Source organism: Corallococcus sp. bb12-1 (assembly GCF_026626765.1).
GTDB lineage: Bacteria > Myxococcota > Myxococcia > Myxococcales > Myxococcaceae > Corallococcus > Corallococcus terminator.
In genome coordinates this window covers 220,367-233,291 of the sequence record NZ_JAPNJZ010000018.1, presented here as the reverse complement: position 1 = coordinate 233,291, position 12,925 = coordinate 220,367, and the positions used below count along the sequence as shown (strand labels likewise).

12 protein-coding genes are annotated in these 12,925 nt (G+C 69.8%); 7 read left to right on the top strand and 5 right to left on the bottom strand.

Annotated elements, in window-relative coordinates; genetic code table 11:
• The first annotated feature begins 17 nt into the window (after positions 1 to 17).
• From OV208_RS21685 to OV208_RS21660, 6 genes are all read left to right on the top strand, one after another.
• The gene (locus tag OV208_RS21685; RefSeq protein ID WP_267575781.1) at positions 18 to 260 is read left to right on the top strand and encodes a DUF1059 domain-containing protein; all 243 of its coding nucleotides are present in this window, start codon (positions 18 to 20) and stop codon (positions 258 to 260) included.
• Between the two features lie 90 nt (positions 261 to 350).
• Complete coding sequence (locus OV208_RS21680; RefSeq protein ID WP_267575780.1) at positions 351 to 1,061, top strand: class I SAM-dependent methyltransferase; 711 nt, start codon at positions 351 to 353, stop codon at positions 1,059 to 1,061.
• Positions 1,062 to 1,152: 91 nt separating this feature from the next.
• Positions 1,153 to 1,719 carry a DNA-3-methyladenine glycosylase I gene (locus OV208_RS21675; protein WP_267575779.1) on the top strand — a complete coding sequence of 189 codons (567 nt, stop codon included), beginning with the start codon at positions 1,153 to 1,155 and terminating at the stop codon, positions 1,717 to 1,719.
• Between the two features lie 115 nt (positions 1,720 to 1,834).
• The gene (locus OV208_RS21670; protein ID WP_267575778.1) at positions 1,835 to 2,218 is read left to right on the top strand and encodes a VOC family protein; all 384 of its coding nucleotides are present in this window, start codon (positions 1,835 to 1,837) and stop codon (positions 2,216 to 2,218) included.
• A gap of 22 nt (positions 2,219 to 2,240) precedes the next feature.
• Positions 2,241 to 2,363, top strand: coding sequence for a hypothetical protein (locus OV208_RS21665; protein ID WP_267575777.1), 123 nt, complete (start codon positions 2,241 to 2,243; stop codon positions 2,361 to 2,363).
• 60 nt (positions 2,364 to 2,423) lie between these two features.
• Positions 2,424 to 3,485, top strand: a complete 1,062-nt coding sequence (locus OV208_RS21660; RefSeq protein WP_267575776.1) for a HEAT repeat domain-containing protein — start codon at positions 2,424 to 2,426, stop codon at positions 3,483 to 3,485.
• Positions 3,486 to 3,494: 9 nt separating this feature from the next.
• Here OV208_RS21660 and OV208_RS21655 read toward each other — a convergent pair whose 3' ends face one another.
• Positions 3,495 to 7,682: an Ig-like domain-containing protein gene (locus tag OV208_RS21655; RefSeq protein WP_267575775.1), complete on the bottom strand. Its 4,188-nt coding sequence runs from the start codon at positions 7,680 to 7,682 to the stop codon at positions 3,495 to 3,497.
• Between the two features lie 117 nt (positions 7,683 to 7,799).
• Positions 7,800 to 8,420, bottom strand: a complete 621-nt coding sequence (locus tag OV208_RS21650) for a LysM peptidoglycan-binding domain-containing protein (RefSeq protein ID WP_267575774.1) — start codon at positions 8,418 to 8,420, stop codon at positions 7,800 to 7,802.
• 102 nt (positions 8,421 to 8,522) lie between these two features.
• Here OV208_RS21650 and OV208_RS21645 point away from each other — a divergent pair, with 102 nt between their 5' ends.
• Positions 8,523 to 9,590, top strand: coding sequence for a HEAT repeat domain-containing protein (locus OV208_RS21645; protein WP_267575773.1), 1,068 nt, complete (start codon positions 8,523 to 8,525; stop codon positions 9,588 to 9,590).
• Between the two features lie 55 nt (positions 9,591 to 9,645).
• On the opposite strand, the gene OV208_RS21640 is transcribed toward OV208_RS21645, so the two are convergent.
• The 3 genes from OV208_RS21640 to OV208_RS21630 all read right to left on the bottom strand — a co-directional run bounded on the left by OV208_RS21640 (position 9,646) and on the right by OV208_RS21630 (position 12,871).
• On the bottom strand, positions 9,646 to 10,857 hold the full coding sequence (locus OV208_RS21640; RefSeq protein WP_267575772.1) for a glycoside hydrolase family 19 protein: 1,212 nt from the start codon (positions 10,855 to 10,857) through the stop codon (positions 9,646 to 9,648).
• An 82-nt stretch (positions 10,858 to 10,939) separates the two neighbouring features.
• Positions 10,940 to 12,022, bottom strand: a complete 1,083-nt coding sequence (locus tag OV208_RS21635; protein ID WP_267575771.1) for a glycoside hydrolase family 43 protein — start codon at positions 12,020 to 12,022, stop codon at positions 10,940 to 10,942.
• 102 nt (positions 12,023 to 12,124) lie between these two features.
• Positions 12,125 to 12,871, bottom strand: a complete 747-nt coding sequence (locus OV208_RS21630) for a type 1 glutamine amidotransferase domain-containing protein (protein WP_267575770.1) — start codon at positions 12,869 to 12,871, stop codon at positions 12,125 to 12,127.
• Positions 12,872 to 12,925: the final 54 nt, after the last annotated feature.

The window sequence follows — 12,925 nt, the reverse complement described above, 5'->3', positions numbered from 1 at the left end:
TGGGAGGTGAAATGGCCATGTCACGCAAGATGATGGACTGCCGGGAGACCCCCGACGATTCCAACTGCACGCTCACCATCACGGGCGAGGAGGACGAGGTGGTCCGGGCCGCGACCGAGCACGCCGTGTCCGTCCACGGTCACCAGGACATTCCCGCGCTGCGCGAGATGATTCGCATCTCGCTCAAGGATGAACCGGGGTTCCCGACCGGCGAATCCGTACCGATTCCCGGCGGGGTGCAGCCGCCAGGGTTGCACTGAAGCGTCCTTCCGGGCGTCCGTGAGGCCCTGGGGAATCCATTCGCCCCAGGTTGTCTTCACGGGCCCGCGCCTCTGTGCGAGCTTCCTTGCATGGACTCGAATGCGACGGACAACGGCAGCGCGGGACCCCTGGGCCACGACGCCGCCGCGTACGCCCGACGAGAGGAGGGCCTGTCACCGGAGCCGCTGCGGGACGCGGCCTGGAGCGCGGCGGGGCACCGGGCCTCGGGGGTGGTGCTCGATGTGGGCTCGGGCCGCGGCGGGTGGATCCGCCGGTTGCAGGGCAATCCCGCCATCGAACGCATCCTCAGCACGGACATCCACGATGCGGGCGCGAGCCGTCTGCCCGGCGTGGAGTTCCACCAGCGCGACGTCTCCCGGGACGTGCTCCCGTGGGCGGACACGTCCGTGGACTGGGTGTTCGCCATCGAAGTCCTGGAGCATCTGGCCAACCCCCGCCACTTCGTGAAGGAGGCCTTCCGGGTGCTGCGGCCGGGAGGCCACCTCTTCATCACCACGCCCAACAACGACAGCCTGACCGCGCGTCTGTCATTCCTGGTCCGAGGCTACTTCCCCGCGTTCTGCGAGCAGGACTACCGGGACTCGGGGCACATCACCCCCATCACCGAACTGGACGCGCGGCGCATGGCGGTCGAAGCGGGCTTCCAGAGCATCGACTTCGACTACCCCCTGCCCGGGCGCATCCCCCGCAGCAGCATCCATTGGCAACGGTTTCTTCCCGGGCTGCGCGGCAGGTGGTGGAGCGACGGGTTGTTCGCGCTGCTGACCCGACCCGCATGAACGAAGAACAGGACTGGTCGCCCGTTCAGTCCTCGTGGTAGCCCTGCCGCGCGTCCGCCTTCATGCGGGCGCGAGACCTTGAGGAGAGCGGATGCCACACCGTTGCGCCTGGGCCGAGGGCGACCCGCTGTATCAGGCCTACCATGACGAGGAATGGGGCGTGCCGGAGCGCGACAGCCGCGCGCTCTGGGAGCTGCTGATGCTGGAGGGGTTCCAGGCGGGGCTTGCGTGGATCATCATCCTGCGCAAACGCGAAGCCTTCCGGAAGGCGTTCAAGGGCTTCGACCCGAAGGTCGTGGCGCGCTTCACCGAGAAGGACGTCGATCGGCTGATGGGCGATGCCGGCATCGTCCGTGCGCGCGCGAAGATTGAAGCGACCATCGGCAACGCCCGCGTGTACCTGGACATGGCGGAGGCGGGCGAGGACTTCTCCACGTTCGTCTGGGGACTCGCGGGCGGAAAGCCCCTTCGCAACACCTGGACGGGCAAGGGCGACGTGCCGGCCAAGACGGCGCTGTCGGAGGAGTTCTCCAAGGCGTTCAAGAAGCGCGGCTTCAAGTTCGTGGGGCCGGTCATCGTCTATGCGTGGATGCAGGCGACGGGCATCGTGGACGACCACGTGGTGGACTGCTTCCGGCACGGCGTGCGGCACCGCTGAAGTGGACCTGGGACGGGCTGGCTTGCTTTAACGGTTCGCATGCACAGGCTCCGGGGGCTGGTCGTCGCCCCGTGGCTGGACTGAAAACACCGCAGCACCGACTTGGAGAGACACGATGCGCATCAACATCACCAGCGTGATGGTGGACGACCAGGCGAAGGCCCTGAAGTTCTACACGGAGGTCCTGGGCTTCGTGACGAAGGTGGACGTCCCCCTGGGGGAGCACCGCTGGCTGACCGTCGTCTCGCCCGAGGCCCAGGCAGGCACGGAGCTCCTGCTGGAGCCCATGGGCTTCGCCCCCTCGCGCGTCTACCAGAAGGCGCTGTTCGACGCGGGCATCCCCCTGACGGCGTTCGGCGTCGATGACTGCCAGGCCGAATATGAGCGGATGCTGAAGCTGGGCGTGGTGTTCCGGAGCAAGCCCACGCCCATGGGGCCCGTCATCGTCGCCGTCTTCGAGGACACCTGCGGCAATCTCCTCCAGATGGTCCAGGTCTGAGCGCTGGCTGCGGGGACCGCTCATGTCGGAGGCCTACCGCACGGGCTCCTTCGCGAGCCCTGGTGCCGGCGACCAGGTGAACGGCAAGGGCTGCACGCTCCAGTGGGAGGCCGCACTCAAGCAGGGGCGTGGGATGATTGCCTGAACCCGCGCGGGTCGGACACCTTCCGACTGGCGCGCTTTCATTTCAGTGGAGGAGTGCCGCGTGGGTCGCGTCCCGACCGTGGATGAATGGGTGGCCCGACTCTCCGCGCGGGATGCGCGCGCGCGCGAGGAGGCGCTGGAGGCCCTGGAAGAAGCGCTGGGGTCCGGGGAGGCGGAGTCGCGGGAGCGGACCGCCCGGGCGCTCATTCAGGAGCTGGGGCGCCCCGGGACGGCCGCCGCCAGTCCCATCCTGTTCCTGTTGCAGCGCGGCTGGTGGCCTCCTCAAGCGAGCCTCACCGAAAGCGCCGTCCAGGCCGTCCTGTCGACGCTGCCGCGAACGGAGGCCGGCTCCGCGGACCTGGAGCATGCAGCGCTGGTGCTGACCCTGGTGTGCAGGGTGGATGCTTCCCAGCTCTCCGCGCTGGAAGGGGCGTTCGCGCATCCCCACCCGTCCGTCCGGAGCGCGATGGCGCGCGTGGTGGGGCGGCTGGGCAAGGACGCGCTGCCGGCGCTGCCCCGGGTGCTCGCCCTGCTGGACGACGAGGAGTCGGTGGCGATCTCCGCCCTGGAGTCGCTGGGGTCGCTCGCGGTGCTGGCGCCGGACGTCGCCGCGCCCCGTCTGTTGGAGCAGGTGCGCAGGACGGACGGCGTGCGCCTCTATCTGGCCCTCGTGTCGCTGCGGAGCCTGCTGGAGGAGCTGCTGTTGGAAGAACGGGCCGTGCCCACGCTGATGGATCCGGAGCCCGCGCTGCTTCGCGCGTTGGAGGAGCCGGAGCCGCCCATCCGCCAGGAAGCGGTGTCCCTGCTGGGCCTGATGGGCCCCGTGTCGCCGGTCGCGCTGGCGGCGCTGCGCGACCGGCTCCGGGATGAGAGTCCTTCCGTGGCGGCCAGTGCCGCCGTGGCGTTGCTCGGGTTGGGGGCGCCGTCGGCGGAGCCCCTCTTCCTGTTGAAGGGCCAGTTGGGACAGGCGGCCCCCGAGGTCCAGGAGGCCGCGCTGTCCGCGCTGATGTCGGTGGATCCCGCCCGACTCCGCAGGGCGAAGGGGATGCTGGAGTCGGTGGTCGGTGACACGCGCGGAGCGACGCGTGTCACCTTGGACGAGCTGTTGGCCTCGCTGGACTGAGCGCCGGCTTCAGTTGCCGGCGTAGGCGGACATGTTGCTGCCCGGGTAGCCCCCGGTGCCGGTCCAGGTGGAGGGCAGGGTCGTCGTCAGGTCCGGCTGCACCTTGTAGGAACCGGTGCCGCTCGTGTGTCGCCAGTGGACGTTGCCTCCGCCAGACGGACCCAGGACGGCCAGCCAGTACGTCGTGCCCGACGTCACCGCCTGCGACGTGACGGTGCATTCGTTCCACGCATCGGCTGTCACCGTCGTGACGGTGCAGCTCCGGAGCAGCGCACCGGGCGTTCCGCTTCCATTCGCATACAAGCCGAGCTGGAGCGTGGTGGCCGTCGTCTGTCCGTCCACGTAGATGCGCAGGCGCGTGACGTTGCCGGTGGCGCTCGCCACGTAATTGAACGCCGCCGCGACGCCCGCGTTCTCGAAGTCGGACGCGGTCAGCACGGTGCTGTTGCCGACCAGCGCGGTGGGCGCGGCGGGGGTCGTCGCGCTGGCGTTGGCGGTGAAGGCAGAGGCGCCCGCGCCGTTGGTCGCCCGGACCCGGTACCAGTAGCGGGTGCTCGCGGCGCGGCCCGTGTCACTGAAGGCTGTCACATTGGCGCCCGGCGTCGCCACCTGGGCGAAGGTGCCCGGTGCTCCGGAGACGTCCGGTGCCCGCTCCACCTGGAAGCCGCTCTCGTTGTTCGAGGCATCGGTCCACGCCAGGTCCACCTGCGCGGACGACACCGCCGTGGCCGTCAGTCCGGTGGGAGGCGAGGGCACGGTGGCGGCACTGCTCACGGTGATGGAGACGGTGCTGGACCAGGTGCTCGCGGCGGGGCTGGCGCTGTCCACGGCCACGGCCCGCACCGTGTGGCTTCCCTGCGCGACATTGCTCCAGGTGCAGCCGTACGGGGTGGTGGTGCTGGAGCAGACCAGCGTCGTGCCGTCCGCGTAGAAGTCCACCCGCGCGATGCTCCGGCCATGGCCGGCGGTGGAGGACGCGGCGAGCGCCACGGAGGCCGGCGCCGTGTACGTGGCATTGGCGACGGGGGAGGTGAGGACCACCGTGGGCGGATTGGACAGGGACAGGGCCACCGCGGCGGAGGTGGTGGCCTGGAGCAGGTCGTCGGTGGCCTTCGCCGTCACGCTGTGCGCGCCATCCAGGAGCGAACTGACCCCGCAGCTCACGGAGGCCGAGGCTGGCGCCGTCACCGTGCACAACAGCGTGGTGCCGTTGTCGAAGAACTCCACTTTCGTGAGCGTCCGGCCCGGCCCCGCCGTCGCGGTGGCCTGGAGATTCAGGTTGGCGGGCGCGGTGAAGTTCGCATTGGCCTCAGGCGAGGTGATGGACACAGTCGGCGCGGTGGAGCTTCCAGCCGAAAGGCCATACATCGACGCATTGGACGCGCCCGCGTAGACGGTGGAGCTTCCGAAGGTGGGGCCCGGCAGCGCGGCGAGGCCCGTCGGGGAGAAGCGCATGGAGCCGGTGGGCTGGTCCATGTAGCGGAACACCCCGCCGCCGTTCGCGCCCAGCAGGGCCAGCCAGTAGACGGTGCCCGACGTGAGCGTCACCTGTGGGGACGCGGTGCAGCCGTACCACTGGCCCGTCGCCAGCGGCAGCGGATCCACGACCGCCGTGGTGCAGGAGGAGAGCAGGGTGCCCGGCGCGCCGGAGGTGTCGCTGTAGACGCCGACGGACAGCGAGGCATTGGCATTCCCCGGCGCCGCGAAGACCTTGAGCGTCCCCAGCGTCCCGGTCGCGACGGCGGTGTATTGGAACGCATTCACCGAACCGCCGTTGTCGTAGTCGTTCTGCGTCCCCACCGTATCGATGCCCACCAGCCGCACGCCGCCAGCCGAAGCGCTCACCGTGAAGCTGATGGGCGCGGAGTTCGTGACGAGCGCCGGGCTGCCGCTGTCGGTGGCGCGGGCGAAGACGTTGGAGTACGTGCCGGCTGTCGCGTTCCACGTGCAGGCCGTGCCGGTCGTCGTGAAGCAGAGCGACGTGGTGCCCTGGAAGAACTCCACGCGCGTGAGGGTCCGCCCCGCGCCCGCGCTGGCATGGGTGCCCAAGGTCATGCTCCCCGTCGGCAACGTCGCGCCGGACGCCGGACTGGTGATGCCGACCGTCGGCGGGCCCGCGACGGTGAGGGCCACCGAAGCGGAGCCGCTCTCACCCAGGCTGTCCACCGCCTCCGCGCTCACGGTGTGGCTGCCATTGCCCAGGCTGCTCGTGGCCGTGCACGCGACGGGATTGGAAGCAGGCGCATTCACGGTGCACAGCACGGTGGTTCCCGCGCGGAACGTGACGCTGGCGATGCTCCGTCCCGTAATGGCCGTGGCGGTGGCCCCGAGGTTGAGCGTGGCGGGGGCGGTGAAGTTCTGTCCGACGGAAGGGGCGGTGATGGCGACGGTGGGGGCCGTGGGAGGCGCCCCGGAGATGACGATGACGCCGCTGTTCGAATGACGGATGCGCAGCGCGTTGTTGCCGGTGTCGAAGGTCCACCCGTCCGCGGCCAGGTCCGTGCGCTGCGACAGCGCGGTACCCCCCGCCGTCACGGACGAGGGTACGAAGGCGAGGCGCAGCACCTCCGTCGCGCTGGCGTCATAGGTGGTGTAGCGGACCTCGTTGCCCGGTCCGTAGGTGACGCTCTTCACCACGGAGGTGGTGCGCAGCAGGTGGTTCTGTCCGGCGGGCGCCCAGTCCGGCTGTGCGCCCATGCCGATGACGAAGTGCCGGATGAAGTCGCCCCAGCCATCCGTGAACCAGACGTTGTTGGGATAGGGCCCGTCGATGGTCAGCCCGCTGTTACGCACCATGTACGTGGCCCAGTTGAACGCGCGGAAGGCCTTGTCCTTCGCCACCGCGTCCCCCGTGAGCTCCGCGTAGCGGGCGTTCACGGCGGCGTAGCGCGAGGTGTGGCTGCCCATCTTGTAGTGGAACGCGTACTGCTCCTTGATGGGCCGCGCGCCGAACTCGAGCGTGTCCCCGAAGTTCGTTTCGATGAAGGCGATGATGTTCTGCACATGGGCCTGCCAACTGGGGTCCAGGCCGGGGTTGTCCATCAGGAACTTGGCCGTCTCTCCGGGGACGAGCTGGTTCAGGTTGTTCGTCGCGTCAGAGCCCACGTCCTCGAAGTACTGGGTCCAGTTCTGCGTCGCGATGGGGCCGTTGGGTCCCAGCAGCCACGCGAGCACGGTGGACTGCGTGGACTGCCATTGGGACAGCCGGGTCGCGCTGTAGCCGGGCGCGCCGTCGAGCGTGCCCGCCTGCCCCAGCCGGATGAGCTCCTGGTAGAGCTTGAGCGGCTCCACCACGTTGGAGGCGAAGTTGTCGACGATGTTCGCCCCGGTGCGCACGGCGTTGTCGGAGGCCCGCACGCGGTAGGGCCACGGCGACACGGTGGCGCTCGGGGTGCGCAGGTGGCTGGTGAGCTGGTTGGCCGCGTTGATGGCCATGTCCCGGTAGGCCGTGTTGCCATTGAACTTGAAGGACTGCACGGCAGCCCAGGCGAGCGCGCCCACCTTCTCCGGCTGGAGGTAGCCCACGCCGTCCCCCACGCCCACCGAACCTCCCGCCGCCGCGCCGGCATACGTCAGCGAGCCGCTGGCACCGCTCGCGTAGGGCACAAGCGACCAGTGGTCGCCCACCGCCGTCATGCCGTGCGCCAGGTGCCAGTCCAGGAGCGCCAGCGCGGTGGTCCTCAGGCGCGGATCGTTCTTGTAGGGCGAATACGTGAGGCCGGACTCCACGAGCATCGCGTACAGGCCCGCGGGGTTGTGCGGCCAGCCCACCGGCGAGCCCGCGGGAGAACACCCGGGGGAGGTGCCGCTGCACACGTAGGAGAACGCGTAGTACGCGGGCTTCGCCACCGACGGGTTCGTGAGGCCGCTCACGTCGGGCATCGCCAGCAGGTAGTTCTGGTTCAGCTCCAGCACGTGGTCATACGCGGCGGAGGAGCCCGGGTCCGCGGGCGGCGCCCATGACAGGAGCTTCCCCGTGCCGTCGCACTGCGCGGCGTGCTGGTCGATGCTGCCCCCGCCGCTACAGGCCAGGGCCTGGCGCACGGTGGCGGTGCCGGGCGGGGACGCTTCGGTGGGTTCGGGAGCGCCGGAGGGTGCGACGCAGCCGGCGAGGAGGATGCAGGTGAGCGCGCCGAGGAGGCCTGCGCCTGGAGCGGGGAGGGAGCGGACGGACCGCTCCGGAAGGGGAGAGTGCATGGGGTGTGTCCCTCGGGGCCGTAAGCGGGAGGCTTCACGGGAGGGCTCGCACCAAAGGCAACGGCCCCGGAGATTCCTCTCCAGGGCCGCCGGGATCGCCTCGTGCCTTGTCGGAACTCAGACGGGGATGAACACCCGCTGGGTACCATGCGTGCGGATGCCCGCGATGTGGTCGCTGGCTTCGCGGCCGTTGCCCAGCGTGACGGCGATGTGACCGTGCGGGTTGCCCGGGCTGTTGTAGGCGTCGCTCACGATGATGGCGCCGGGGGGCAGTTGCTTGATCTGCTCGTCGGTGAGGCTGACCTCACGGAAGCGCGAGTCCTTGGCCAGCACGTTCCCGTACATGTACGCGGAAGGCAGCGGGTTCACGTTCAGGCCCGCCGCCGCCAGGGCGCGGTTGACGCCCTTGGCGCACCAGCCGGTGGTGTTCATCGACGACGCCATGGACTGGGCGGAGGAGGCCAGCCGGCTCGCGTTCGCACCGAACGAGCTGGGAATCTCACCCATCGGCGCGGCGCCCGAAGCGCCGAAGGAGCCCCCCGCGGCCGAGGACCGACCGCCACCGTTCGCGCCACCGGACTGGAAGCTGTCGCTCTTGCCCGGGATGCTCAGCGAGTTGCCGGTGATGATCAGGTCGGGGTTCGAGATGCCGTTGGCCTTGGCCAGCGCCGACACCGTGGTGCCGAAGCGCCCCGCCAGCGCCGACAGCGTGTCTCCTCTCTGGATGCGGTAGCTCATGATGATGGTTCTCGTTCTTGGAAATCGGGAGTCGTGGCGGGATTATCGCCTGGAGGGGTCCCGGGTTGCGTCGCCCCCAGAAAACCCGCCCCAGGAGCACGCGTGAACAGCAGCCGGCCCGTCGATGAATGGGTAGCCCGACTCTCCCTCCCTGACGCGGAAGCCCGGGCGGAGGCCCTGGAGGCGGTGGGGGAAGCCCTCGGATCCGAGGACGTGGGGGTGCGGGAGCGCACCGCCCAGTTCCTCTTGAAGGACCTGGCCCGGCCGGCCTCCACCGCGCACGGGCTCATCCTGTCCCTGTTGCAGGCGGACTGGTGGCCCCCTCCCGCGCGCCTCGCCGCCACCGCCGTCCAGGCCATCACGGAGGCCCTGTCGCGCATGGATGTGGCGGATCCGTCCGTGGGGGATGCCGCGCTGGTGCTGGGCAACGTGTGCCGGGTGGACCCCACCCAGCTCCCGGCCCTGGGCGCGGCGTTGGACCATGCACGTCCCGCGGTCCGGCACGCCATGGCCCGCGCGGCGAGCCGGGCCTTCGACGAGAAGGGCGTGCTGCTGCCGAAGCTCATCGCGCACCTGGATGATCCGGAGGAGCGCGTGTCGTTCGCGGCGCTGGAGTCGGTGGGGGCGCTCGCGCCCGCGGCTCCGGAGCTCGCGGGCGCCGCGCTGCTGGCCCAGGTGCGCAAGACGGAAGGGATGCGCCGCTATCTGGCCCTGTCCTCGCTGCGTGCGCTGCTGGAGCACTGTCGCCTGAATGAACTGACCCTGCCCGCGCTGGGAGGCCTTGAGCCCGCGCTGCTTGGCGCCCTGGCGGATTCGAACCCGGCGGTCCGGGTGGAGACGGTGTCCCTGCTGGGGCTGACGGGGCCCGTGTCCCCGGCCGCGCTCACCGCGCTGGGAGGTCTGCTCAAGGACGCGAACCCCGCCCCGGCCGCGAGCGCGGCGGTGGCCCTGCTGCGCCTGGGGGCTCCGCCGCAGGAAGCCCTCGCACTGCTGGAGCGGCTGCTGCGTTCCGAAGGCACCCCGGAAGCGCAGGGGGCCGCGCTGTCCGCGCTGGAGGCGGTGGAGCCCGCCCTGCTCGTGAAGGCCAGGGACATGCTCAAGAAGGTCGCCCACGACGTGAAGGGGCCGGTGAAGGAGGCCTTGCGCGAGCTGCTGTCGGAAGTCGGCTGAGCAGGGCCGGACGCCGGAGCGGAAGGGGAGACCCGTTCCGCCCCGGCGGGTGGAGCTAGCAGCCCAGGTTGTTGCCGGGGCTCACGCCGAGCATGCCGCAGAAGCGCACGAAGGCGTCGATGCGGCTCTGCACCTGGCCGGGGTTGGCGCCGTTGCACTCCCGCGACCCGTTGATGGTGCGGATGGTCTGCCCGAAGCCCGCGCCGTTCACGATGGCGTTGTGCGCCGTCATGGAGCCCGCGCCGGTCTGCGTGGTCCAGAACCAGAAGCCCGTGCGCCACGCCGCGTTCGCGTCCTGCGAGAGCAGGTCCGGGTTCGCCTGCAGCGGCAGGCCCAGCGCGTTGCCCGCCGCGCAGTAGTTGCCGTTCCAGGACAACTGCATGGGGCCGCGCCCGAAGTAGCGCTTGCCCGGAGCGCAGGAGCAGCCCGGAGGCCCCCACGACGTGTCGCAGTAATCCGCCTTGTTGATCTCCTCGATGTACACGAGCCCGCCCGTCTCGTGATTGACGTTGGCCAGGAAGGCGGCCACCTCACGCTTGCGGGTGTCCGCGTCGCCCGTGGTCGCGAGCCCCGGGAAGCCCGACGCGGCGGAGATGAGCGCGTCGTAGGTGTAGAAGCCGTTGCGGCTGGGGAACATGGCGTTGAACGTTTCGCGGGTGAGGATGCCGCCGAAGCCCGTCCCGCCCCCACCACCACCGCCGGAGACCAGGTCGAACGTCCAGTGCTGGTTGGCGGTGTTCCCGTAGGGGTACTGGAGCAGCAGCGTCCCGTTGTCCGGGGAGCCCCAGGACAGGTCCACCGCCATGTCCGTGTGCCGCAGGTGCATGCTGAAGCTCGTGCCGCCCCGGTTCACGAACCGGAACTGCTGGTTGTTGCCGCCCAGGTAGCTCCACTGGTGGATGACGGCGTTCGCAGCGGTGCTGACGCCCACGACGTCCAGCCCCTTGCCGCTGTTCACGTTGATGATCTTGAAGTACCCGCCCGACGTGGGCGAGATGTGGAACTTCTGCGCGTTGGTGCCGTTGCAGTCCCACTGCTGCACCTTGGTGCCGTCCGCCGTGCCGGACGAGGCCACGTCGATGCACTTGTTCGTCATCGCCGAACGGATGACGTAGTCACCCTCCACGATGGACGACACGATGGCGGCGCTCTCCTGCTGCCCCAGCGTCTCTGGAGCCCCGCCGGAAGGCTCCTCCCCGGAACAGCCTCCCAGCGCGCCCACCACTCCCAGCAACGACAGACAGCGGAACATCAGCGTGTTGGCCATGACGACTCCTGTGCGGCGAGGTCTGGCCAACATAGTCCGACTGACTGAGAAATCCCGATTTAAAGATTAAGCGGACCCTGCGTCATTCGTAGAACTTCAGGCTCCAGCCGGTGTTGCGTTCGGTCCCGCGCGCGTAGGTGACGTTGCCCCACCACTGGAAGGTGCCGGAGTACCAGTAGCGGCCGGACCAGAACGGGTTGGGCGAATCCGCCTTGGGCACGCCGTGGTAGGCCAGCGGGAACTGGGGGCCCGCGGGCGGGCTGGTGTTCGGGTCGCCGTTGAGCAGCACGAACGAATGATGGCCCACGCCCTTCGCGTACAAGGTGGGATCCCATCCGCTCATCATGATGCCGCCATTGGCGCCGAAGAGGCAGCCGTTGGACTTGAACCAGTCCCAGACATACATCGGGTCGCCGTCCGCGCGCAGGCGCAGGTCCGCGAGGCAGTAGTTCGTGTCCCAGCTTCCGTTGGCCGAGTACACGACGTGGAGCTGGCCGTTCGGATCGATGATGACCTCCGGCCCTTCGTTGATGCGCGTGGGCGGATTGACGTCGACCTGCTCCCACCACTCGCGGGGCTGCGAGATGACGGCGCGCGGCCCGGTGATGGTGGTGGCGTTGGACATGCGCGCGATGAAGAGCGTCTGCTCGCCATTGGAGTTGCCCACCCAGCCGGACCACACGAAGAAGCGCTGGCCCCGGTAGATGAACGCCGTGCCGTCGATGGCCCACTTGTCGTCCGGGAGCGCCAGCTTCACCGCCCCGGAGTAGCCCGCATTGGCCGTCTGGGATTGGATGGCATACATGCGGTGGGCGTTCCCCGTGCCGGCCGCGAAGTAGATGACGTAGGTGGTGCCGTCCCGGACGATCTGCGGCGCCCACACCTCGCCCAGGCCGGTGGGGTTGCCCCACACCTGCGTCCGGGCCGCGCTCGCCAGCGCCGCTACCGACGCGGCCGTCCGCACATAGAGCCGGCTGCCGTCCGACTCCGCGGAGATGTACGTGCTGCCCACCCGGATGATGGACGGATCCGCGTTCTTGATGCCCAGCCGCACCGGCTGCTGGCTCGTGCCGGTGTCGTCTGGCACGGGAGGGCTGGCTTCGGGTCCACAGGCCGGGAGGAGGCCCAGCAGGGCCGAGGCGAGGAGGGGCTTCAGGGCGCGCATCGATGTCTCCATGGAAAACCTGTTTTCCTTCGAAGGGGACTCTATCCCCATCAGGTCTCCATGAGGACGCTGCGCGCTCCGCATCCCTGTGAGGACGCTGACCTACAGGCGCGTGAGGAAGCGCTGGGCGAAGAGGTACGCGTCGCCCGGCCAGCGGGCGGACACGTAGCGTCCGTCCTCCACCACGAAGGCCGGCGTGTGGTCCGCTGCGGTGCCGCGCTTCGTGCCCGCGCGGGGGCCTCGCTCGAAGTGGCCGACTTCCGCGAGCGAGGCGACCACCTCCTCCTCCACGTAGGCGGGATAGGTGCGGTAGTAGCGCCCCAGCTTCCACGCGGTCAGCATGTACGCGGAGCGCTCCATGTACTTGGGCAGGCAGGTGGTGCGCGTGCCGTGCAGCACGCTCTTGCCCGTGGCGGGGTCCTTCGCCCGCGCGAGCACCAGCACCCCGTGGCAGATGGCCGCGACGGGCCGCTGGAGCGCCCAGAACGCCGCCACCTTCGCCTGGAGCGCCTCGCTGCCCAGGTACTGCCGCATGCCCGGCGCGTGGCCTCCGGGCAAGAGCAGCGCGTCGAAGTCCTCCGGCACCACCGCATCCCACGTGAGGGGCTTCTGGAAGCCTTCCGTCAGGGTGAGGTCGCCGTAGAAGCGGCGGGGCTCCGGGTCCGCGCCCAGCTTGCCGAAGAGGACACCCGTGAGCAGCAGTGGATCCGCCGCGGGCATGTGGCCCTTCTCCGTGGCGAACACCACCTGATGGCCCGCGTCCGTGAGCATGCGCCAGGGCACCGCGACCTCCGTGACGTCGAAATCGCGGTCGGGCAGCGGGACGAGGACGCGGCGGGAGGAGGACATGCCGCCAGTCAATCCCGCCCCTCCGCTCCTGACAAGCCACCTCACCGGCAGGTG

What these genes read in the sequence shown, in the direction of transcription:
- OV208_RS21685 (WP_267575781.1), top strand. Translation starts at nt 18, where the DNA reads ATGTCACGCAAGATGATGGACTGCCGGGAGACCCCCGACGATTCCAAC.
- OV208_RS21680 (WP_267575780.1), top strand. Translation starts at nt 351, where the DNA reads ATGGACTCGAATGCGACGGACAACGGCAGCGCGGGACCCCTGGGCCAC.
- OV208_RS21675 (WP_267575779.1), top strand. Translation starts at nt 1,153, where the DNA reads ATGCCACACCGTTGCGCCTGGGCCGAGGGCGACCCGCTGTATCAGGCC.
- OV208_RS21670 (WP_267575778.1), top strand. Translation starts at nt 1,835, where the DNA reads ATGCGCATCAACATCACCAGCGTGATGGTGGACGACCAGGCGAAGGCC.
- OV208_RS21665 (WP_267575777.1), top strand. Translation starts at nt 2,241, where the DNA reads ATGTCGGAGGCCTACCGCACGGGCTCCTTCGCGAGCCCTGGTGCCGGC.
- OV208_RS21655 (WP_267575775.1), bottom strand. Translation starts at nt 7,682, where the DNA reads ATGCACTCTCCCCTTCCGGAGCGGTCCGTCCGCTCCCTCCCCGCTCCA.
- OV208_RS21650 (WP_267575774.1), bottom strand. Translation starts at nt 8,420, where the DNA reads ATGAGCTACCGCATCCAGAGAGGAGACACGCTGTCGGCGCTGGCGGGG.
- OV208_RS21640 (WP_267575772.1), bottom strand. Translation starts at nt 10,857, where the DNA reads ATGGCCAACACGCTGATGTTCCGCTGTCTGTCGTTGCTGGGAGTGGTG.
- OV208_RS21635 (WP_267575771.1), bottom strand. Translation starts at nt 12,022, where the DNA reads ATGCGCGCCCTGAAGCCCCTCCTCGCCTCGGCCCTGCTGGGCCTCCTC.
- OV208_RS21630 (WP_267575770.1), bottom strand. Translation starts at nt 12,871, where the DNA reads ATGTCCTCCTCCCGCCGCGTCCTCGTCCCGCTGCCCGACCGCGATTTC.